Origin of the sequence: Microcoleus sp. B6-A1 (assembly GCF_036705085.1) — a bacterium.
Taxonomy (GTDB): Bacteria; Cyanobacteriota; Cyanobacteriia; order Cyanobacteriales; family Microcoleaceae; genus Microcoleus.
Window position 1 is genome coordinate 1 of the sequence record NZ_JAUBTU010000057.1, and the last position, 21,377, is coordinate 21,377.

At 46.1% G+C, this 21,377-nt stretch carries 18 protein-coding genes; 12 read left to right on the forward strand and 6 right to left on the reverse strand.

The features are described from left to right. Nucleotides 1-185, forward strand: a 185-nt coding sequence (locus QUB11_RS20255; RefSeq protein ID WP_333205789.1) for a hypothetical protein, incomplete at its 5' end; no start/stop codon positions are given. Nucleotides 186-318: 133 nt separating this feature from the next. Here QUB11_RS20255 and QUB11_RS20260 read toward each other — a convergent pair. Together QUB11_RS20260 and QUB11_RS20265 are read right to left on the reverse strand one after the other, a co-directional pair. After that, nucleotides 319-1,665 carry a sorbosone dehydrogenase family protein gene (locus QUB11_RS20260; RefSeq protein ID WP_333205788.1) on the reverse strand — a complete coding sequence of 449 codons (1,347 nt, stop codon included), beginning with the start codon at nucleotides 1,663-1,665 and terminating at the stop codon, nucleotides 319-321. Between the two features lie 444 nt (nucleotides 1,666-2,109). Then, nucleotides 2,110-2,610 carry an autotransporter gene (locus QUB11_RS20265; RefSeq protein WP_333205787.1) on the reverse strand — a complete coding sequence of 167 codons (501 nt, stop codon included), beginning with the start codon at nucleotides 2,608-2,610 and terminating at the stop codon, nucleotides 2,110-2,112. A 683-nt stretch (nucleotides 2,611-3,293) separates the two neighbouring features. On the opposite strand from QUB11_RS20265, the gene QUB11_RS20270 reads away from it, so the two are divergent. Further along, nucleotides 3,294-3,929, forward strand: coding sequence for a L,D-transpeptidase (locus tag QUB11_RS20270; protein ID WP_333205786.1), 636 nt, complete (start codon nucleotides 3,294-3,296; stop codon nucleotides 3,927-3,929). Nucleotides 3,930-4,133: 204 nt separating this feature from the next. Here the strand turns inward: QUB11_RS20270 and QUB11_RS20275 are convergent, their stop codons facing one another. Both QUB11_RS20275 and QUB11_RS20280 read right to left on the reverse strand, forming a co-directional pair. Next, nucleotides 4,134-6,002, reverse strand: a complete 1,869-nt coding sequence (locus QUB11_RS20275; protein ID WP_333205785.1) for a tetratricopeptide repeat protein — start codon at nucleotides 6,000-6,002, stop codon at nucleotides 4,134-4,136. A 65-nt stretch (nucleotides 6,003-6,067) separates the two neighbouring features. Next, nucleotides 6,068-6,841: a Uma2 family endonuclease gene (locus tag QUB11_RS20280; protein ID WP_333205784.1), complete on the reverse strand. Its 774-nt coding sequence runs from the start codon at nucleotides 6,839-6,841 to the stop codon at nucleotides 6,068-6,070. A gap of 281 nt (nucleotides 6,842-7,122) precedes the next feature. Here QUB11_RS20280 and QUB11_RS20285 point away from each other — a divergent pair, with 281 nt between their 5' ends. Further along, a complete protein-coding gene (locus QUB11_RS20285) occupies nucleotides 7,123-7,872 on the forward strand; it encodes an abortive infection family protein (RefSeq protein ID WP_333205783.1) in 750 nt (249 codons plus the stop codon). Nucleotides 7,873-8,012: 140 nt separating this feature from the next. On the opposite strand, the gene QUB11_RS20290 is transcribed toward QUB11_RS20285, so the two are convergent. Both QUB11_RS20290 and QUB11_RS20295 read right to left on the reverse strand, forming a co-directional pair. Next, nucleotides 8,013-8,255 carry a PAN domain-containing protein gene (locus QUB11_RS20290; protein ID WP_333205782.1) on the reverse strand — a complete coding sequence of 81 codons (243 nt, stop codon included), beginning with the start codon at nucleotides 8,253-8,255 and terminating at the stop codon, nucleotides 8,013-8,015. A 25-nt stretch (nucleotides 8,256-8,280) separates the two neighbouring features. Continuing rightward, entirely contained in the window at nucleotides 8,281-9,147 is an 867-nt protein-coding gene (locus tag QUB11_RS20295; RefSeq protein WP_333205781.1) for a HEAT repeat domain-containing protein, read from the reverse strand. Between the two features lie 211 nt (nucleotides 9,148-9,358). On the opposite strand from QUB11_RS20295, the gene QUB11_RS20300 reads away from it, so the two are divergent. From QUB11_RS20300 to QUB11_RS20340, 9 genes are all read left to right on the forward strand, one after another. Further along, nucleotides 9,359-10,171 (forward strand): ABC transporter ATP-binding protein, encoded by an 813-nt coding sequence (locus tag QUB11_RS20300; protein ID WP_333205780.1) that lies wholly within the window; start codon nucleotides 9,359-9,361, stop codon nucleotides 10,169-10,171. Between the two features lie 152 nt (nucleotides 10,172-10,323). Next, on the forward strand, nucleotides 10,324-11,061 hold the full coding sequence (locus tag QUB11_RS20305) for an ABC transporter ATP-binding protein (RefSeq protein ID WP_333205779.1): 738 nt from the start codon (nucleotides 10,324-10,326) through the stop codon (nucleotides 11,059-11,061). Beyond that, nucleotides 11,058-11,918 (forward strand): EamA family transporter, encoded by an 861-nt coding sequence (locus QUB11_RS20310; RefSeq protein WP_333205778.1) that lies wholly within the window; start codon nucleotides 11,058-11,060, stop codon nucleotides 11,916-11,918. Before QUB11_RS20305 ends, QUB11_RS20310 begins: the two co-directional genes overlap by 4 nt. A 345-nt stretch (nucleotides 11,919-12,263) precedes the next feature. Further along, nucleotides 12,264-16,307 carry a cobaltochelatase subunit CobN gene (cobN, locus tag QUB11_RS20315; RefSeq protein ID WP_333391560.1) on the forward strand — a complete coding sequence of 1,348 codons (4,044 nt, stop codon included), beginning with the start codon at nucleotides 12,264-12,266 and terminating at the stop codon, nucleotides 16,305-16,307. Between the two features lie 45 nt (nucleotides 16,308-16,352). Further along, nucleotides 16,353-17,462 (forward strand): AAA family ATPase, encoded by a 1,110-nt coding sequence (locus tag QUB11_RS20320; RefSeq protein ID WP_333391562.1) that lies wholly within the window; start codon nucleotides 16,353-16,355, stop codon nucleotides 17,460-17,462. Beyond that, nucleotides 17,462-18,157 carry a DUF3226 domain-containing protein gene (locus tag QUB11_RS20325; protein ID WP_333391564.1) on the forward strand — a complete coding sequence of 232 codons (696 nt, stop codon included), beginning with the start codon at nucleotides 17,462-17,464 and terminating at the stop codon, nucleotides 18,155-18,157. Before QUB11_RS20320 ends, QUB11_RS20325 begins: the two co-directional genes overlap by 1 nt. A 41-nt stretch (nucleotides 18,158-18,198) precedes the next feature. Beyond that, nucleotides 18,199-19,866 carry a hypothetical protein gene (locus QUB11_RS20330; protein ID WP_333391566.1) on the forward strand — a complete coding sequence of 556 codons (1,668 nt, stop codon included), beginning with the start codon at nucleotides 18,199-18,201 and terminating at the stop codon, nucleotides 19,864-19,866. A 168-nt stretch (nucleotides 19,867-20,034) separates the two neighbouring features. After that, on the forward strand, nucleotides 20,035-20,265 hold the full coding sequence (locus tag QUB11_RS20335) for a hypothetical protein (RefSeq protein WP_333205772.1): 231 nt from the start codon (nucleotides 20,035-20,037) through the stop codon (nucleotides 20,263-20,265). A gap of 48 nt (nucleotides 20,266-20,313) precedes the next feature. Then, entirely contained in the window at nucleotides 20,314-21,234 is a 921-nt protein-coding gene (locus QUB11_RS20340; RefSeq protein WP_333205771.1) for an NAD(+) kinase, read from the forward strand. The last annotated feature ends 143 nt before the right edge of the window (nucleotides 21,235-21,377 follow it).

Here is a 21,377-nt window from a genome sequence, read left to right on the forward strand (position 1 = left end):
TATTATCTCCGATGATTCACTTTTACTTCCTCAATCCGCGTATGTGCCAGTTGGGGGTGCGGAATGTGGGTTACAAAACCCGCCGCAACCCAGCGAATCTCAAATTGAATAGTGAAATTATGTCCGGTCGAGCGACCCCGATTTTGGTAGGGGCCCGTGAGCCAACAATACCTGCCAATAATTGATCATCTCAAAAACCCGCCCCTACCGGGATATTATGGTTAATCGATCGGACATGATATGAAATTAGAAAAGAAGATAAATTCTTGATTCAACGAAAAGTATACGAGGGTGAAGAATTTATCGAACGCCCAATCGTCAGCGGCGATACTGCACCCGATAAATCCGGTTGTTCGCTTCCTCAGTAAACAGCAAACTCCCGTCAGGTAAAACCAGCAAACCAACCGGCCTCCCCCAAGTTTTCGGGCCCGACGGATCTGTCAGAAAACCAGTCAGAAAATCCTCATAATAACCTTGAGGGCGTCCGTTCGCCGCATTAAAAGGTACAAACACGATTTTATAACCAGTTCCAGCGTTGCGATTCCAACTGCCGCGAAACGCCACAAATGCCCCGTTCAGGAATCTTTTGGGAAACGTTTTGCCGTCGTAAAACTGAAGCCCCAAAGCGGCCGAGTGCGCCTGAAACAGCACGTCTGGCATTAATGTTTTAGCCGCTAAATCAGGTCGATCGCTATTGCCATTTCTAGCGTGGCGCGGGTCGAGCAAATTCGGCTTAAAATAAGTGTAAGGCCAGCCGTAAAACTCGCCTTGACGAATTCTTGTCAAGTAATCGGGCACCAAATCATCTCCCAAACCGTCGCGTTCGTTGACTGTCGTGTAGAGTTGATTGGTTTTTGGGTGAAAATCCAATCCCACCGGATTTCGCAAACCCGAAGCAAAAATTTGCTGGTTCTTGCCGTCCAAATTCATGACTTGAACAGACGCCCTCGGCAGCGGTTCGACATCGGCATTAGACTGCGATCCAACTGATACGAAAAGCTTGCTCTTGTCGGGGGAAACGACAACATTTCGCGTCCAGTGTTGGTTGTAGCCGCCGCCCGGTAAATCGGCAATTTTTTGACCAGTACCTGTCAATTGTTCCTGCCCTTTTGTGTAGGGAAATCGGCGGACTTCAGCGGTATTTCCGAGGAAAAAATAGCGATCGGCAAAAGCCATGCCAAAGGGAATATTTAACCCGTTTTGGGCACTTGCAAAAGTCTTGCGAACCTCAGCAACGCCGTCGCCGTTGGCATCTCGCAACAGCGTAATCCGATTCTGCCGGGTTTCTGTTACCAAAACATCGCCTGTAGGCGTCAAAGCTAGCCATCGGGGAGCGTCTAAATTGTCAGCAAAAACGTTGACGACAAAGCCAGGAGGCACTCGCAGCACGGGCGATGCGGGAATCGGTACTACTTGAGGAGGTTTTGAGGCGCTTTCGCTGGCTCCTGGTTGCGGCAAAGCAGTTGCAACAATGCGGATTGGCTGCGCCGACAGCGGTTTGGTCGGTACAATTTGATTTGTCCCAACATTTGCCACCGGTGCACGGGAGGGAATTTGCGACAGGGGGCCGTTGTCGCCAACAGCAGGGGCGATCGCATCTGTAGCTCGATCGCACGCAATCATCGGCAACAGCAGAATTAGCAGCAAGAAACGCAGATAATACATAGCAGCGATTTCTCCACAATTGCTGGACAATTCTATTATTCTAACTTCTATTAAGAAATGAGAATTAAATAACCTGCAATGGTGATTTTCTTGTGGGATGGGCGTCTCGCCCGTCTATAAGGGGCGGGCGAGACGCCCATCCCACAGGCTTATGCAAATTATTTAATTCACGATCCTAAACAGCGAAGCCACCGCGCACGCGGTGGCTTAATTCTGCTTACTCATATCAGTTGCAAAAAAGAATGCAACTGTAGACCTGCGATCCAAACCTTGAGCTTGATCAGTCAATCGATTTTAGATTTTAGATTTTAGATTTTAAATTTTAGATTGAAGAAAGCGAGCCCACGAATGAATCCAAGGGCCCCGGATCAAACTGCTTGATTGTCATTGCCAATCTTCAATCGAAAATCGAAAATCGAAAATCGAAAATGGTATAACCTAGCTTTACCAGAGTCCTCTCACAGGAGCCGGACGGGGAGCCGGAGCCGGAATAGGACGGGGAGCCGGAATCGGAGCCGGACGAGGAGCCGGACGAGGAGCCGGACGCGGTGGCGGTTCTGGGGCCGGACGCGGTGCCGGTGCTGGGGTTGCGGGACGAGCAACCGTTGTGGCTACAACCTTATAATCGGGGATCACCGCGATATTTTGGATCTGAGATCCGGCGACGGTGGCTCTGACTTTCATTCCCGGTACTAAGCCAATAATTCTCAGGACGCATCTTTGAACCCTGAGAGTCCTGTACGGCGCGCTTTCTTCGCGAATAGTTACTACATCGCCGACAATACTTTTGACAAAACCGACAATGGTTGTAGTGTTTGCTGTTGTGGTGGTCTGCGTTTGGGCTATTTGAGTTGCAGGGTTAGCCATCGCAGGATGTACTGAGACCGCCGAAATTAGCACCGACAGTGTTGCACCTGTCAATAATTTGATGTTCTGAAGACGCATTGAAACCTCACATTAACTGCTATTCAGGGTCGGGTTTGCTTCCGCTGCACGAAAGTCCCAACCTCTATACCTAATCCAGTTTAATCCCCAGAGTAGGAAATTTATGACAATCTCAAAAAAAGATTATCGAACAAGTATTGAAAGACTAAATTTTACATCATAAGTTCCCGATTTACAACAAGTTCAGCGGTTTGCATCTCTAGAGTGTTGCCGTGATATATTGAGTTTATTCGATCGACCTTAGCAGTTTTTTTCCGCCAACCTAACTGTTGCTGGGAGGAACTCTACCTAAAGACAGATTGTGCTTGCCGGATACAGCAGCGCCATAGTTTGAATACTCGATCGCCCGCTGGCCATTGCTAAAAAATCAAATTAGTCGGAGGTCAAATTTAATCATTTTCTTGCAAGATTTACGCAAAAAGCGGGTTTTTTAACGACATTCTCTTGCGTAACTCCACTGAGCAGCTTATAAAAACCTTGTGGTTTTGGTATTATTGCCTAAGCTTTGTGTTGAGTTACAAGTTATCAGTGGTGGAATTTCAACTAAAAACTGTGCAGCGCAGTTGCCGTCAAAAAGCTATGTCAAAACTTGTCGTCAAAACTTTTCAGATCGGGTGCAGTTTGCGGATAATTAGATAGGAACTTTGTAGGAACTGCTGGTTAGGAGTTTAGCGAACAAAAAAATGGTGAACAGCAAATTTTTATTTAACAAGTTAATTGTCCTGAGCTTGAGTGCAGTGGCGCTGTCGGTCGCCGTACAGCAGCAGGCGGCTGCCGAACTGGTGGCTAATTCAAGTAATAGTGCGATCGCAGCGCAGCGGCCAACATCCGAGACACAATTGCCGAATCTCGGAACCCCAGAACTGCCGCCCTTGGGAGAACCATTTCGTTATCTTCCCCAGGAACCAAAGCCTGCGGTAAATCCTATTGAGGAAGTGCGTTTAGTGCTGAAATTGCGAGAACGCCGCGTCTATGTTTACCGACAAAATAAGGTGCAAACCAGTTTCCCGGTTGCTGTGGGAAAAGGCGGCTGGGAAACTCCTACAGGCAATTTTAAAGTGATGCAAATGATCAAAGATCCAGTTTGGCAAAATCCTTGGACAGGAGAACTTATTCCTGCGGGGCCAGACAATCCATTAGGGAGTAGGTGGATGGGGTTTTGGACGGATGGCAAGAATGTGATTGGTTTTCATGGTACTCCGAATCCAGAGTCGATCGGGGGGGCGGCTTCTCACGGTTGTGTCAGAATGTTTGACAAAGATGCACAGGCTTTATTTGAGAAAGTTGCAGTTGGTACGCCGGTGATAGTTGAGCATTAATTATTCGGAGGTTGGGGTGCATCAAAAAACATCAGAACAGGCAAGATGCCTGTTCCACAAAAATTAAATTTTCTTGTGGGGAGTAGGGGTTGGGCATCCTGCCCGCCCATGAAAGACTGATTGATAATGGTGATTTTCGGTGAGTTAGAACTGACACCTTAAACCTCTGTCAGCAACAGGCTTTCCGGCCTGTTCCACAAAAAGTTAAATAGATTGCTGGTATTTTTCCAGCAACTCCGGGATGTAATCGTAGCCATCAACACCGATCGCCGGAATGATATTCGCTCGACTTTTAGCCAAAGCTTGTTTAAAAGATTCAGCCCCCATTTGACCCCGCAAAATTGTCAACAAACCAGCCGATTGACGCCACTCCATCGCACCAATTTGCTCCAAAGTATACATCCCCAAACTGCCCGCAAATATCGCTTTTTCTAGTGAGTTGATTCTGTAATAAGCTTGAGCCAAGTAAGCCAAATTCAGACCTTGCAAATATAAATCCCCTGAGAATTGAGCCGCTTGCCAACCTTTGAGCAAATATTCGATCGCACCTTCAGCATTTTCTAGGGCGATTTTAGCAATACCGAGACTGCTGGAACAAAAAGCTTGACTTTGCCTGTCTCCCAATTTTTCCGATAGCAACAAACCTTGTTCCAAATAACCGATCGCACTCTCATAAACCTCCGGTTCCACCTCCTCCAACTGCCGCGCTTGAAACACTTCACTGTAACCCAAATTAGCTAGAGCATTTGCCTCGCCTTGCCTTTCTCCCGCTTGTCGTGCCATAATTAAAGCCCGCTGGCTGTAATTAATCGCTTCCTGATAATTTTTTTGAGCAACATAGTTGCGGCTGATGTGATTGAGATTGGCAACTTCGCAAGCTTTGTCTCCTTCGGTACGGGCAATTTCCAGCGCTTGCTTGTGCAGCAAGAGCGATCGCTCGTAAGCCCCAGCCGCCTGCATCGAATAACCCAAAAGCGTCAGAATCCGAGCTTTCGCTTGAGTGCCTTCAACTCGGCGCAGCGGTTCGTCTAAATAATCCAAAGTATGCCGCAGAGCTTTACCATCAAATGAAGCAAAAATCCCGCCGTAAAGCGGAAAGTATTCTCGCTGAGAAAAAGCACGCAAAATTTGCAAAGTTACTTGAAAACAAGCATTTGCCAACTGTTCCCCACTCTTGGTAGAATTATTAAACCCACTAGCTAGCTGACTCCAAATTACCGCAAAAGTAATGTAAGTAGAAATTGAAGCTTTTGTTGACACTTTGGAATCGTAAACTTGCTTGTCAAACCATGTCGCCAACGCCCGCTGCAAGCACTGCAAAATAATCGCCACTTCCACCAATATGCCTAAATCTAAATTCGATTGCTGGGCTGCGAATTGAACTACAGATTCACCGAGCGCAATAGTCTTCAAAAGAGCCTGGGGAAAGGGACTGTTAACTTTTTTGGCCCAAAAAGCCCAAGGCCCATTTTCTTCGGGACTACCGGCAAATCCTAGCTGCTGCGGCTGATAAATCCAGCCCACAAGTTCCGGTTCCAAACGCTGCCAAGATTCTAAACCTTTAGCGATGCCGGCGGTTATTTGCTGCAAATCTTGTTCGGTTTCGGGATTGGCAGTTTGCAGCATTTGTTGGTGCAGAGATTTGGCTAATTGCTGCAATTGAGCCAGAGTCAGCGGATGTTCTTTATTCGGATCGATTACTTGCAATAATGCCAGGAGGCGGGCGTTAGATTCGGCACTAACGATTTGTTGGATTGAGGAGGCAATTTCGCGATCGACGCGGTTATCTTTCTGCCAGCGTTCCCATTCTCCTTGGATGGTTTTGAGAGCTCGGAGGGTGCGATTTGCCTTTGCTTGTTTGATTTCGTCTTTTTCATTTCTGAGTTGATTTTCGGCGGCATCAAGGCGTTCACCGAAACAGCGTTCAAAGATTTCGCCAGTACCGGTACTAATGTCTTGCACCAGCATTTGATAAACTTGTTCTTTGGAGCGAATTTGACCTTTGAGGGTGATTTCGACAATTTTGTCGATTAGGGCTAGGTAGCGATCGCGCAATGAGGTAGAGTCTGGCATAATTTATTTTTAGTTAATAAGTTTTTATGGACACCGCAGACAGTATTTCGCGCTGCTACTTAATTTTACAGCTCCTCTGGATTAATGCCCATTGCTCGGAGTCGATCGGCTAATCGGTTTGCTCGCTGACTTTCTAATTCAGCTCGTTGACTTTCTAATTCAGCTCGCTGCCTTTCAAACTCCTCTGGAGTCAGAACCCAATCGCCACTGACATCGTACCACCGCAGCCACAACCTCGAACAACCTTGATAACAACCTTCCCACAAACCTATACCTAATTCTAATTCCGGTATCCAGAATCTGGGTTCGGTTAAAACTTGTTCGCGGTAACGATTGCCAATCAAGCGAAATACTCTCAGTTGATTGTTGTACCGACTGAAAACAAAGTAGTAAGGAATCTGCAAAATCTGTTCGTAAACTCGCCACTTAGTAGGCGGTTTATTTCGTGTTTCTTCTGTGATTCCTAAATCCTCATCTTCAGTTCCAGGTGACACGAGTTCTACTACTACCAGAGGACTGACATTTTCTTGCCACATCACGTAGCTGAGGCGCAATTCGTCACCTCGATAAAATCTCGGAACCCCCAAGACGACAAACCAATCAGGTCTTTTGTACCAATTGAGATGGTTAGAATCGTAGTAGAGATTGAGGTCTGTCGCTATAAATATTTGTTCTGGCGGATGGTTAGCGGGGCGGCAGGTTAGGCGCAGCAGTTCGGGTTGAAACTCGTGGAATTCGTCAGGCAAACCAGGCTCCTCCGGGTCTTCACTGGGTAGATCGTACATCGTAGGGAGGACTTTTGTTTGCGAAGGCTGCGAATCCGGTACGTACATCGTCATAAGATTACCCAGGCGAGACGGCTTGAGGAGATTGAAGCGGTACGGCAATTGTAATATTATAGCGCGATGTGATTTCTTGCGGCAGAAAGTCGGTATCTTTTGCACCGGGAATCTTAGCTAAATGGCGATCCTTGGGAACACCATGTTTAATAGTTGTAGTTAGTGAGGCATCACAAAAAAGATGAAAATAAAGCTATACGATCTTAAGCTAGATAGTTGATTGGAAAATGTGAGTTAGTAAAGGTTAGAATGTTGAGGTTAGAATTCAGATTTTAGAAACGATGATGACACGCTTAGATAAAGTACGGCAACTCCAAGATATATTTATTGCTTGTGCAACAGGTGGCGATCACAGTGATCGGGAATACCGTAAACTCCGTTTAGAGTTATTGAGAGATAGCGCAATCAGAGATCGCCTTCCTCAATTTGTTAGAAATTGCGACGAAATCTCAAAATTCTGGGGTTTTATTAAAGCAAAGTTCGGTACCTACCAAGAACGAAGGATGTTTATATGGGAAGAATTTGGTTCATTGATTGCGTCTCTAGAGCAAAATATTATTGTGGCTCAACCAGCAGATGATGATATTTCCGCCATTCTTATCAATTTCGATACAGAACAGGTTCATATTGCTTGGCAAAAAGCTCTTGAACGCCGAAATCAAGATCCAGAAGCAGCGATTACTATGGCGCGTACATTAATCGAATCGGTTTGTAAACACATTTTGGATGAAGCAGGCATTTATCATAGTGATAAAGATGATTTGCCTAAACTATATTATGAAACGGCTAAGCAACTTAATCTGGCTCCTCAACAACATCAAGAAGAGGTTTTTAAACAAATTCTTGGTGGTTGCCAGAGTGTGATTTCAGGACTTGGTACTTTACGTAATAAGCTTAGTGATGCTCATGGTAAAGGGAAACAAGCTATTAAACCTTCTCCTCGACACGCTGCACTTGCTGTCAACTTGGCGGGTTCAATGGCAGCTTTTTTGGTCGCAACTTGGGAGGAACGATTGTCGAAAGCGACCTAACAAGGCGATTGGAACGGACTGGGGAAAGCGACTGGTAAGATTACAAAGGCTAGTTGGAGTCACTCAATCAGAACTTTAGACCGTTGAAATGCTGACCTTGCAAAGGGAAACGTTAAAAACATTTCGTTTCCCTCTTTCTGTTACCACCTCGGTCTAATACTAGAATTCCGGCCTTCTCTCAGACTTGGCGACGGCACACCATTCTTGAAATAACACCAAGCTCGATCGCCCTCCACTCCCGGCCTCACAAAAGTAAAAGCCTGACATTGTTCATCAAACACACGGATTTGTTTGCAAAGATCCGGGTCTGGTTGGCTAATGTACATATTCCTATAATCAGCGCCGATTCTGTCAGTATTTAACTCTAAATTCCACCTTGTCAACAGGCACTAGCTGCCGCATTGCAGTTTAAGCTTTTGCACGGATTTTATTCAAAGCAGAGGCTGTACTACTACGCACATTTGGATTGGAGTCTTTCAGCAAGATAATTAGCTGCGGCAGTGCAGTTTTAGCTTCTGCACCAATCATCCCCAAAGCAGAGGCTGCACTACTACGCACAGTTGCATCTGAGTCTTGAAGCAGGGAAATTAGCTGTGGTAGTGCAGTTTTAACTTCTGCACGCATCCTTGCCAAAGCATAGTCTGCACGGCTACGCACAGTGGCATCGGAGTCTTTCAGCAACAGAATTAGCTGCGGCACAGCAGTTTTAGCTTCTGCACCCATCTTTCCCAAAGCATTGGCTGCACGGCTACGCACATTTGCATCGGAGTCTTTCAGCAACAGAATTAGGTGTGGCACAGCAGTTTTAGCTTCTGCACCAATCCTTCCCAAAGCATAGTCTGCACGGCTACGCACCTCTGCATCCGAGTCTTTTAGCAAGAGAATTAGCTGCGGCAGTGTAGTTTTAGCTTCTGCACCAACCGACACATCTGAGTCTTTCAAGGTTTTGACAAGGGCAGGAATAGCAGGGAGGCCCATTTGTCTCCGAACCTCAGCAGCACTCTGGCGGACTGACAAATTCTGAGCCTGCAAAGCTTCCATCCAATCAGGGATGGCTGGTTCACCTATTTTTCGTAACAGCTTAATAGCTGCATCAAGTGCCGTTTCATCGTTAATATTTAACTTCTCGGTGAGGGAGGGAATCTCTTTGGGATTAGCTGTGGGTTCGTCCCCAATTCCAGCCGCAGCATTGCGAGTCAACAGCAAAGGGGATGTGAAAGATAGAAACGAGAGGGCAATTACGGTAGCTAATCTTTGTCGGCAGTGCTTCGTCATGGGTCAGAATCCTTGTGTTTGATGAGCCGTCTCAGCCATTTGAATAATTGTGTATACATTCTCATCAAACTGTTTCAGGACTCCGGGTGCTCTAAATTTGTGCTTGTCTGTGGTGAAATCGATCGCCCTAAATACTGCTTAAAAAGCCGCACTTTAAGAACATTCCGCAGTCTAAGGCATAATTAGATATCTTATATTCTATGATTTGTTTATGATTTCCGAACCCCTTACCGTCTCAAGCAGCAATCCTGTTTTAGCAGCCAAAGGATTAACTCGCCGATTTGGTGGTTTAATTGCTGTAAACAACGTATCTTTTACAGTTGAAAAACACGAAATTTTTGGATTAATCGGCCCTAACGGCGCGGGCAAGACAACTCTATTTAATCTAATGACTGGACTGATACCTGCTTCTAGTGGCAACCTGATTTATCAAAATGAAAATATTTCCCAATTGAAGCCTTATCAAATTGCTAATAAAGGTATTGCCAGAACTTTTCAAAATATCCGGTTGTTTGGGGAACTTTCTGCTGTGGAAAATGTGGCGATCGCCCGACACATCCACAGTCGATCGGGCAATCCAGTTTTATCGGTGCTGGCGGGGATTTTCGGCTTGCCAGCATCTAACGCAATGGAACGCAAAACCCAGCGAAAAGCCTTAGAATTGTTGGATTTAGTCGGATTGGGCGATCGCGCGGGCGAACAAGCCAAAAACTTGCCCTACGGCGACCAGAGGCGCTTAGAAATTGCCCGCGCTTTAGCCCTAGAACCGCAAATATTGCTGTTAGATGAACCTGCAGCGGGGATGAATCCCAATGAAAAGCATAAATTAAGCGAATTTATCCGCGAAGTGCGCCAACAATTCAATTTAACTGTAATATTGATCGAGCATCATGTACCGCTAGTTATGGGATTGTGCGATCGAATTGCCGTCTTGCATTTCGGTCAGCTTATTGCCTTGGGCGAGCCTGCTATTGTGAGGAACGATCCGGCTGTGATAGAGGCTTATTTGGGAGATGAAATGTAGATATAGCGAAATTGGATAAAACTCACATCTTGCACCATTCTCACGCATTCTGTAGGGGCGGGTTTCACCAACAATAATTGCCTAAGACCAATAATTTCATAAACCCGCCCCCACCCAACGGTAAATCGGAATCTACCTCAAAGTAACACAAAATGCACGACACCCCGCCAGAAAAAACCCAAAACATTCTCTTAGAACTCAAAAACCTTTCTGTAAATTATGGTGGCATTCAAGCCCTACAAAATATTAATCTCACGATAAATGCGGGCGAGGTTGTCAGTCTCATCGGTGCCAACGGTGCGGGCAAAAGTACCACACTCAGGGCTATTTCCAAAATAGTTAATATACACCACGGACAAATTATTTATAGCGGGCGCGATATTAGCCGCCGCCAAGCTCACGAAGTTGTGAAATTGGGAATCGCCCACAGTCCAGAAGGGCGGCGGGTTTTGGCGCAGCAAACGGTGTTAACTAACTTAGAATTAGGGGCTTATATTCGATCGGACTCGGCGGCTGTAAAAGCCGATTTAGAGCGCCAATTTGAGATATTTCCCCGCTTAGCAGAAAGGCGCCGCCAGCTAGCAGGAACCCTCAGCGGCGGGGAACAGCAAATGCTGGCGATCGCCCGCGCGTTGATGTCGCGCCCTAAACTGCTATTATTAGACGAGCCTAGTTTAGGCTTAGCACCTGCGATCGTCAAAGAAATTTTTGCAATTATTCAAAACCTGCGCTCCACGGGCGTTACAATCCTTTTAGTCGAACAAAATGCCAGTTTAGCACTGCAAATTGCCGATCGGGGTTACGTGCTAGAAGCTGGTAACATTACTCTCACAGGTATTGGAGCAGATTTGCTAAACGACGAGCGAGTCAGGAGCGCATATTTAGGATGACTTGGTTAATTTTAGGACTCTTGACCGCTTTCTTTGAAGCCGTCAAAGACGTTTTTGGCAAACAAAATCTCAAAAAAAGTGACGAATATGTTGTAGCTTGGTCTCTCTCATTTTTTTCAGTCATCTTTTTGATTCCCTGGGTATTATATACAGGAATTCCGCCATTAAACTCTCATTTTTGGCTCGCCCTATTAATCGGAGGTAGCATCAACGCTGTCACATCCCTCCTCTACATCAAAGCCATCAAAGTATCAGATTTATCCCTCACACTACCGCTGGTAGCTTTGACACCATTATTTATGTTGGTAACTTCACCATTAATTGTCGGGGAATATCCCAAAATCTTTGATTATATTGGCATTTTACTAATCGTACTCGGCTCTTATTTATTAAATATAAAAGAGAAATCTAAAGGATATTTAGCCCCATTCAAAGCACTCCTGGATGAACCAGGGCCAAAATTGATGTTAATCGTCGCATTGCTATGGAGTATTGCCTCAAATTTTGACAAAATAGGAGTTACAAATTCCTCCCCTATTTTTTGGTTATTCTCTTTGTTTGGTACAATCAGTGTCTTGCTACTGCCAGTTTTATTGCACAAAACCCCAAATCCAGGGCGAAAAATTCTCAAACAATTACCAATGCTAGCTGCTATGGGGTCTTTCAATGCTATTGGAGTGCTTTTTCAAATGCAAGCTTTGACATTAACTTTCGTAGTGCAAGTGATCGCGATTAAGCGTACTAGCGTGTTAATGGGTGTATTGTTCGGTCATTTAATTTTTAAGGAAAAAGATATTCAACAAAGATTATTAGGGGCCGGAATCATGATTTTGGGAGTTTTATTTATCAGTTTATAGGTTGAGATTTCCCGGACTTTGACCACGAATTTCTTGAGGGTATTCGCCACGTGATTTATCCGTGGAATCAATCCAAAATCGAAAATCGAAAATCACTTATTGCCCCCGCATTTATCTCGCGCAAGTAAATCTAAAATCTAAAATCTAAAATCTAAAATCGATTGACGCTCATTCTCCCCCCGAATTTAGGGGCGGTGCGACCCCTACTCCCCGTGCCCGCCCTCTCTCGGTTGGGCGGGGATGTCCGGGTTGAGAAACAAGCCCTAGCCTTTATTTATCTATAAGTCATGTTATACTCAAGGCGATCGCACTTTCTCTCACTATTTATTAAGATAAAAAAAATTAATGCACAAAATAGCAGCCACACCCGGAGGTTGGAACCCTCAAGCAGAAGGAGTAATTTTTATTCAGCAAACCCCAGCACCAATAGTATTTATTAGTGCTGCTGACACCGACATTCAAACACTCGCAGCCGCCGCATCCAAAATGCCGGCAAAATTCCCCAAAGTGCGGGCAGTAAACCTGCTTCAGTTGCAGCAACAACTAACAATTGATACTTATGCCGAGGAAGTTTTAGAACGCGCAGAGGTAATAATCTTAAGACTTTTAGGAGGGCGTTCTTATTGGTCTTACGGGTTAGAAATTCTGCGAGAAACGGTGCAAAAAACTAACGCCTCACTGATTGTAATGCCGGGAGAAGACAGTCCCGATCCCGATTTAATCAGCCATTCAAATGTATCGCTATCAGCAGTCAATAAACTGTGGCGTTACTTCACAGAAGGCGGAGTCCAAAACTTTGTTAACGCACTCAAATTTGCAGCCGATACTTGCCTGAAAACTGCTTACAATCCACCCCTACCTCAAACAGTTTCCCGCGTCGGAATTTATGATTGGGGCGGACAGGCGCGGGCGTGTTTTGCAACTTTACAACCAGATTCATATCCCCCTAAATCCCCCTTAACAAGGGGGACTTTGACAACTTCTTCCTCCCCCCTTGCTAAGGGGGGCTGGGGGGGATCTCCGGGTTTACCAACTACATCTAAAGTCGGAATCTTATTTTATCGTGCTCATTACTTATCAGGAAACTTAGCACCAATTGATGCACTTTGTCAAGCTCTAGCAGAGCGAAATTTAGTCCCAGTTCCCGTCTTTGTGTCTTCTTTGCGGGAACCAGATTTGCAAATAGAATTGCTGGAATATTTCCAACCTAAAGAATCAGAACCAATTCAATTATTGCTCAACACCACAAGTTTTGCAGTCTCCGGTTTCAGCAGTCAAGAACCGGCACAAAACAGCTTAAAATCCTTAGACGTTCCCGTATTGCAAGCAATCTTCAGCGGTGGCGGTTTGGAACAGTGGGAAACCGAACTTCAGGGGCTTTCGCCCCGGGATGTGGCGATGAATGTAGCATTGCCGGAAGTAGACGGAAAAATCATTACTAGGGCTGTTTCTTTTAAAGCCGTACAGACTTGGAACAGCGAATTAGAAACAGATGTAGTAGGCTATGTAGCAGCGGGCGATCGCATTTCATTTGTAGCAGATTTAACCGCGAATTGGGTGAAAATGAAACAAACCCCAGCCGCTAACAGACGCATCGCCATAATTCTAGCAAATTACCCCACTCGCAACGCCCGCTTAGCCAACGGCGTCGGCTTAGATACACCCGCTAGCTGTGTCGAAATCCTCAAAGCTATGCAGCAAGCTGGGTATCAAATTGAAAACATCCCCGCTAGCGGCAACGAGTTAATTGAACTCCTGACTTCGGGCGTGACAAATGACCCGGAAGGACGCGAATTGCGGCCTGTTCATCAATCTTTGGATTTGGCAGAATATGAAGAATATTTTGCTAGTTTGCCGCAGGAAGTGCAAGATGGGATTTGTAAAAGATGGGGGATTCCGGGAAGCTATGCACAAGACTTTATAAGTAACAATACGTCTTTTCCGATTCCGGGGATTCAGTTCGGTAATGTATTTGTAGGAATTCAACCATCGCGGGGATATGAAATTGACCCTAGTTTGAACTATCATGCACCCGACTTAGAACCAACTCACAATTATCTAGCTTACTATTACTGGCTGCGCGAAAAGTTGGGAATTGACGCTATAATTCATGCTGGAAAACACGGCAATTTAGAATGGCTTCCCGGTAAAAGTATAGCATTGTCTAACAAATGTTATCCAGAAGTAGCGTTAGGCGCGATGCCGAATTTTTATCCATTCATTGTCAACGATCCGGGGGAAGGTTCCCAAGCAAAAAGACGATCGCAAGCCGTGATTATCGACCACCTGACACCGCCGATGACTCGCGCCGAACTCTACGGGCCTTTGCAGCAGTTGGAAACCTTAATTGATGAGTATTGCGAAGCCCAAAGTTTAGATCCGTCCAGATTGCCCATGATTCGCGATCGCATTCTCGCCCTCACCAACAAAGAAAACTTAGATAAAGACTTAGGAATACAACTAAATAAATCGGAATTTACAGAATTTATTACCCGCACAGACGGCTATCTTTGCGAACTCAAAGAATCCCAAATTCGCGACGGATTGCACATTTTCGGGCAGTGTCCCGAAGGTAGACAGTTGAGAGATTTGATAATTGCGATCGCCCGCCATCCCACCAACGGGCGATCGGGCTTAACCCGCGCCCTAGCAGCAGACTCAGGCTACGATTTCGACCCGTTAACGGCCGATCCCACCTCAATAATTCAGCACCGCACAGCAGGCGATTTAACAGCAGAACTCGAAGAAAAAGCCGCTGAATTAGTAGATAATTTAATCGAAAACATCCGCGTTTCTCCGCGTTCATCTGCAGTTAAAAATTTCCAAATCGGAGAAGCAACCCAACAAGAATTAGACTGGATAAACAACTATCTTTTACCTTCACTCCTCCAAACAAACCAAGAAATTACCAACCTGTTGCGCGGACTAGATGGGCGGCACATACCCAGCGGCGCATCCGGCGCGCCCACTCGCGGCAGACCAGACGTATTGCCCACAGGTCGCAATTTTTACTCAGTAGATATCCGCGCCATTCCCACAGAAACCGCCTGGAGAGTTGGCCGAGTTGCCGCTGAAACTTTAATCGAAAGATACACCCAAGAAAACGGCGAATATCCGAAAACTTTGGGTTTGTCCGTGTGGGGAACATCCACCATGCGGACGGGGGGAGACGACATAGCCGAAGCCTTGGCGCTGATAGGAGTTCAACCAGTTTGGGATGGCCCTTCGCGCCGGGTTGTAGATTTTGAAATCTTGCCAGTTTCTGTTTTGGGGCGGCCGCGCGTTGATGTTACTTTGCGAATTTCGGGATTTTTCCGCGATGCTTTTTTTAATTTAATTGATTTGTTTGACAGTGCGGTAAAAGCTGTGGCAGATTTAGACGAATCGCCAGAAAACAACCCTTTAGCAGCACAAGTTAAGGAAGAGATTTTGTATTGGGAATCTACAGGTTTGAGTCAGGAAGAGGCGCAAGGGCGATCGCAATTTCGAGTGTTTGGCTCAAAACCGGGTGCTTACGGCGCAGGACTTCAAGGCATAATTGAAGCTCAAAACTGGACAAACGACGCCGATTTAGCAAAAGCTTACATTAATTGGAGCAGTTACGCCTATACAAGTACCCCCCCAACCCCCCCTTACCAAGGGGGGGCTAAATCTAATTCCTCTCCTTTACCACCAGAGAATACCCCCCCAACCCCCCCTTACCAAGGGGGGGCTAAATCTAATTCCTCTCCTTTACAAGGCGGGGTTAATTCCAACTCTTGTCCCCCCCCTTTACAAGGGGGGGTTAGGGGGGGTGAATGGGGATGTTCTGCACCCGAAGCATTTGAAAAACGCCTCGGCCAAATGCAAATAGTTCTGCAAAACCAAGACAACCGCGAACACGACATCCTCGACTCCGACGATTATTATCAATTCCAAGGGGGAATGACGGCCGCAATTCGCAATTTGCAAGGCAAAAATCCTGAAACCTATTTCGGAGATAATTCAATTCCTGAGAATCCGAAAGTGCGGCAACTGCGGGAAGAAATTGCGCGGGTTTATCGCAGCAGGGCTGTGAATCCCAAATGGATAGAAGGTGCGATGCGACACGGTTATAAAGGCGCGTTTGAAATTGCAGCAACTGTTGATTTTTTGTTTGCTTACGATGCTACGGCAAATTGTGTAGAAGATTTTATGTATGAAGGAATCGCAGAGGCTTACATTTTTGATGAGAAAGTGCAGGCATTTATTCAAGAAAACAATCCTTGGGCACTGCGAGATATGGCGGAAAGATTGCTAGAAGCTCGTCAGCGGGGGTTGTGGCAGAGTGCGAACCAGGATACATTGGATAAATTGAGGTCGATCGCCCTGCAAGCCGAAGCAGTCATAGAATCCCATACTGGTTTCTAGTCTGAACGGAGAAATTATAGAATATAGTTAATATGCGAGGAATCCATGTTGCGCGATCTCACCATCCAAAATTATCGCTGTTTTAAAGATTTTCATATCGACGAGTTAGCTAGGGTTAATCTGATAGTCGGTCAGAACAATAGTGGTAAAACTACTTTTTTGGAAGCCATTTATTTATTAGTCCAACAACAGAGTATTCAAGCTTTGTTTGATGTGCTAAATGGCCGTGGCGAAATGAGCAACATAAAAACTCAACTTGCATCGGATCAAGCAGTAAACCGCAGCAAGTATGAATTTGAACATATTTTTTACGGACATCAACTAACCCCAGATCGAAGCATTTACATTCAATCCCAGAAAGAAGAACAACTCTCACTCAAAATCCAAGCAAACCCTACAAACCAACAAGTGATAATTCCGGTAGCTGAAGAACTAGAAACAAGATTTTTAGCATGGGAATTAATTGCTTACTACAATCAGAATGCCACAGTCAAAATTTCACTGCTGCGCGATGCTTCTATTGCTCATCTAGTTTCTTCTAAATTGACCGAGAGAAATAATAACTATTTATCGCTTGTTGGTTCCAGTCAAGATAATTTTAATTTACTCAAAACTACGGCAATAACTTTTAACGAAATGGCTGTGTTTTGGGATGCTATTACACTGACACCAAAAGAAGAAAGCGTAGTAGCAGCACTGCAAATCTTAGAACCAGATGTAGAACGTATTAGTTTTACCAGTAATCCCACTAATAACAGTGGTATTTTGATTAAAATTAGAGGACAGAATCACCCAATTCCTCTAGGCAGTATGGGAGATGGTATGCAACGAATTTTTAGTATAGCAATGGCAGCCGTCTCATCAGAGAATGGGTTTTTGTTGGTTGATGAAATTGATACAGGTCTTTACTATCAAACGCAAACTGATATGTGGCGATTGATATTTGAAACAGCAAAGCGGTTGAACGTTCAAGTCTTTGCAACTACCCACAGTTGGGACTGCATAGCCGCATTTCAAGAAGCGTTAGAACAGTCAGAAGATAGTTCTGTTGGCAAATTATTTCGCTTGAGCCGGCGCGGCGAGGATATTCGTGCAGTTGAATACACTCCCGATGAATTGTCCGTTGCAGTGCGCCAAAGTATCGAGGTGCGCTGATGCCAAAAGCACGAAAACCTCCTCAATCAAAACCTCAACAGTTATTGGTAGAAGGTAAGAATGACAGACACGTAATCTGGGCTTTGTGCCAGCAAGATCAACTGCCAGAAACATTTTCCGTCGAAGTACCGCAAGAAGAAGGTACAAAAGAAGGTACACAAGGAGTTGATGCGCTGCTAAATGGCTTGCCAGAAAGATTGAAAGCAGAGAATTTACGCACGTTGGGAATTGTGGTAGATGCCGATCGCAATTTAAGTGGGCGGTGGCAATCTCTTAAAGATAAACTGAGTTCGATCGGCTATCGAGACATCCCCCAATTTCCCCCTCCCGAAGGCTGGGTTTGCACACCTTCAGATCCATACTTGCCTCGCGTCGGAGTTTGGTTGATGCCAAACAATCAACTTCCTGGAATGTTAGAAGATTTTGTCGCCTATCTCATCCCCCCTGGCGACACCCTGCATCCGAAAGCCGAAGCAATTTTACAAGAGCTCGAACAAGCCGGACTTAACCGCTACACTTTCATTCATCATCCCAAAGCGCTAATCCACACTTGGCTGGCATGGCAGAAAACGCCTGCAATGCCGATGGGACAAGCAATAACAGCGCAGGTGCTTAGCTGCGATTCCCCGATCGCCTTAATTTTTATAGAATGGTTAAAACATCTGTTTGAGCTAATTGCTCGATCCGCCGGATAATTAGTAATATCTAGTAATGTTTCGCGATCGCTGAAAGCTTTATGATTCGCCGCTACATTGCTAGCATCAGCACCAGAATCCTCAAACGTACCTGCGCCGCAGCCGCCTTGCTAGCCGTAACTTTGGGATGTTCGTCAACGAAGCCACTCAACACCGCAGCGCCATCGGGTTCGATCGAATCCGCCGTCCTAGCGCAGTCCCCAACGTCTCTGTTAGCTCAAAACCGCAACAAAACCAGAAAATCCCTCAGCGTTCCCTCTTGCCCGCAAAACGATGCCTTCACGGAGTCAATTAACTTTGCCACCCAAGCTTCTAATTTGGCTCAATCAGCCAATTCAAAAGAAGACTGGGACGAAGTAGCCGCCTTGTGGGTGCAGGCCGTCGCTTGGATGCAAGCCGTTCCCCCCGGCAGTCCCAGACGGGCGTTTGCGGAGAAAAAAGTAATCGAGTACATGAGAAACCTGGTTTATTCCCAGCAGCAAGCGAGCGCAACCCGATCGCAAGCCAGTACAGTAAGCTTCAGCAGCGATTTGCTCAACGAACAACTACAACTTTACCTATCCTACGTTGCTGCGGTCGGCCCACCAGATGTTTTGATTGTCGGCAGTTCCCGCGCATTGCAGGGCGTCGATCCCAAACAACTAAAACAATCTTTGGCCCAAAGGGGCCGTCCGGGCTTAAAAGTATTTAACTTTTCAGTCAACGGCGCAACTGCACAAGTAGTTGACTTTCAACTGCGGCGACTTTTGAAGCCCGGTCATTTGCCTCAAATGATTGTCTGGGCGGATGGTGTGCGGGCATTTAACAGCGGCCGAGACGATCGCACTTTTAATTCGATCGTCGATTCTGAAGGCAGCCAACTTTTAGCAGCAGGCATTCGCCCCCAACTGGAGTTGGATGAACCGAATGTGATTCCGGTGTGTTACAGATTCCCGCAGCCCTGCGCTAACAACACTTTCCGCAAAGCATTTACCTCTATCGATCAACCTTTCACGGGCGGGCAAGATGCCCAACCCCTATTCCCCACAATCAAATCCCTCTCTAGTGGAACGGGCATCTTGCCCGTTGCTGACACCCAACCCCTACTCCCCACAATCAAATCCCTCTCTAGTGGAACGGGCATCTTGCCCGTTGCTGAGAATGCTGCAAGATATGAGTTAAAACCAATCGCAGCGGATGCAGCAACTCAAAAAGCACAATTGATTCCAGTCTCACGACGGACAACAGTAGCCATCAGACAAGTCAACCAATTGGCAGATTCGATCGACTCCAACGGATTCATGGCTATGTCGGGCAAGTACAATCCCAACACTTATTATCGAGAACGCGCTTACGTTTCAGGTCAGTACGATCGCGACTACGAAAACTTCAACCTCGGAGGCAAACAAGCAACAGCCTTTAATTCAGTTGTAGCATTTACCAAAGCTCGCAAAATTCCCCTAATTTTCGTCAATTTACCCCTCACCAACGACTATTTAGACGGAACTCGCCTGCGGGCCGAACAGCAGTTCCGGCAGCGAATGCAGCAACTCTCGCGGCAAAAAGGCTTCGCTTTCCGCGACTTGTCCCAGCGGTGGCCTGGCCGCAATGACTATTTTGTTGACCCCAGCCACCTCAACCGCTTTGGGGCGAGCGCAGTTTCTAGCCTACTCGCGGCCGATTCCAGCATTATCTGGCCACGGCCCAAATCCAGCCGCAGCGACGGGTAATACGATTTTAGATTTTAGATTTTAGATTTTCGTTTCGATTAAAGAATTGGGCATAACAGATGATATCAAATCCGCCCTTCATCGGAATTATTCATCTCTCTTCCCTTCCTCTGCGTCCTCTGTGGTTTAATCATTCCGATCTAACCGGAATTGATATGAGATAAGGGTTTGCAGCTTACCAAAAATTGGATTACTTTTTGGAATTACTATAAACCAGAGGGAGAGTCTCCGAGGGGAGATGCCCTGCGGCATCGGAATAATATTTTTCCGAGTACAGTGCGATCGTCCCGATCGCGGCAATTCAGTCTAAAATCTAATCATCTAAAATCCCAAATCTCAAATCTCAAATCTCAAATCGATGTGCACTACGACCGGGACGATCGCGGCAATTCAGTCTAAAATCTAACAATCCAAAATCCAAAATCTAAAATCTAAAATCGATAGGTTGTGCAACTAAAACAAGTAATTATCGCCCACAAAGCCAGAGATACCCTCAGCCAGCGGTGGGCAGAACAGTGTGCCCGCCAATTAGAAAGTCGCGGCTGTCAGGTTTTAATGGGGCCCAGTGGCCCGAAAGATAACCCGTATCCGGTGTTTTTAGCTTCTAGTAATACCCCAATTGATTTAGCGGTAGTTCTGGGGGGCGACGGTACTGCCCTAGCTGCGGCGCGGAATTTGGCGGCTGATGGCATCCCGATTTTGGCAGCGAATGTGGGGGGACATCTGGGTTTTTTAACCGAGTCTTTTGAGGATTTCCAAAATACTGAGGAGATTTGGGACAGACTTGCGGAAGACAGGTATGCTGTGCAGACGCGGATGATGTTGCAGGCAACAGTTTTTGAGGGAAACAGAACCAATCTCGAACCCCAAAGCGATCGATTTTTGGCACTAAATGAAATGTGTGTCAAACCTGCTTCAGCCGATCGAATGCCGAGCTGTATTCTAGAAATGGAAGTTGACGGCGAAGTAGTCGATCAGTATCAAGGCGACGGTTTAATTGTGGCAACTCCCACCGGTTCGACTTGCTACACCGCATCTGCCAACGGGCCGATTATGCACTCGGGAATGGAGGCGATCGCAGTTACTCCGATTTGCCCTTTGAGTTTATCCAGTCGGGCGATCGTCCTCCCGCCCGGTTCAGTCGTCAGCATTTGGCCTTTAGCAGATTACGAACTCAGTACCAAACTCTGGACAGACGGCATTTTGGGTACTGCAATTTGGCCAGGACAGCGCGTAGACGTGCGGAGGGCAGACTGCGAAGCCCAGTTTATTATTTTGCGGGAAAACTATTCTTATTTCAACACTTTGAGGGAAAAACTTCACTGGGCAGGAGCCAGAATTCGGTACAGCAACAATCACCGCAATTAATCCGAATCATTCAATAGACATCGCAAGAATTGCCAGTCTTGAACAGGCAGGATGCCTGTTCCACAATAATAATTATTGAAGAGGTCTAATATCAAGCCGCATTAACCTGTAGGGGCGAGTAGGCCTGAAAAAACCTGTTAAAT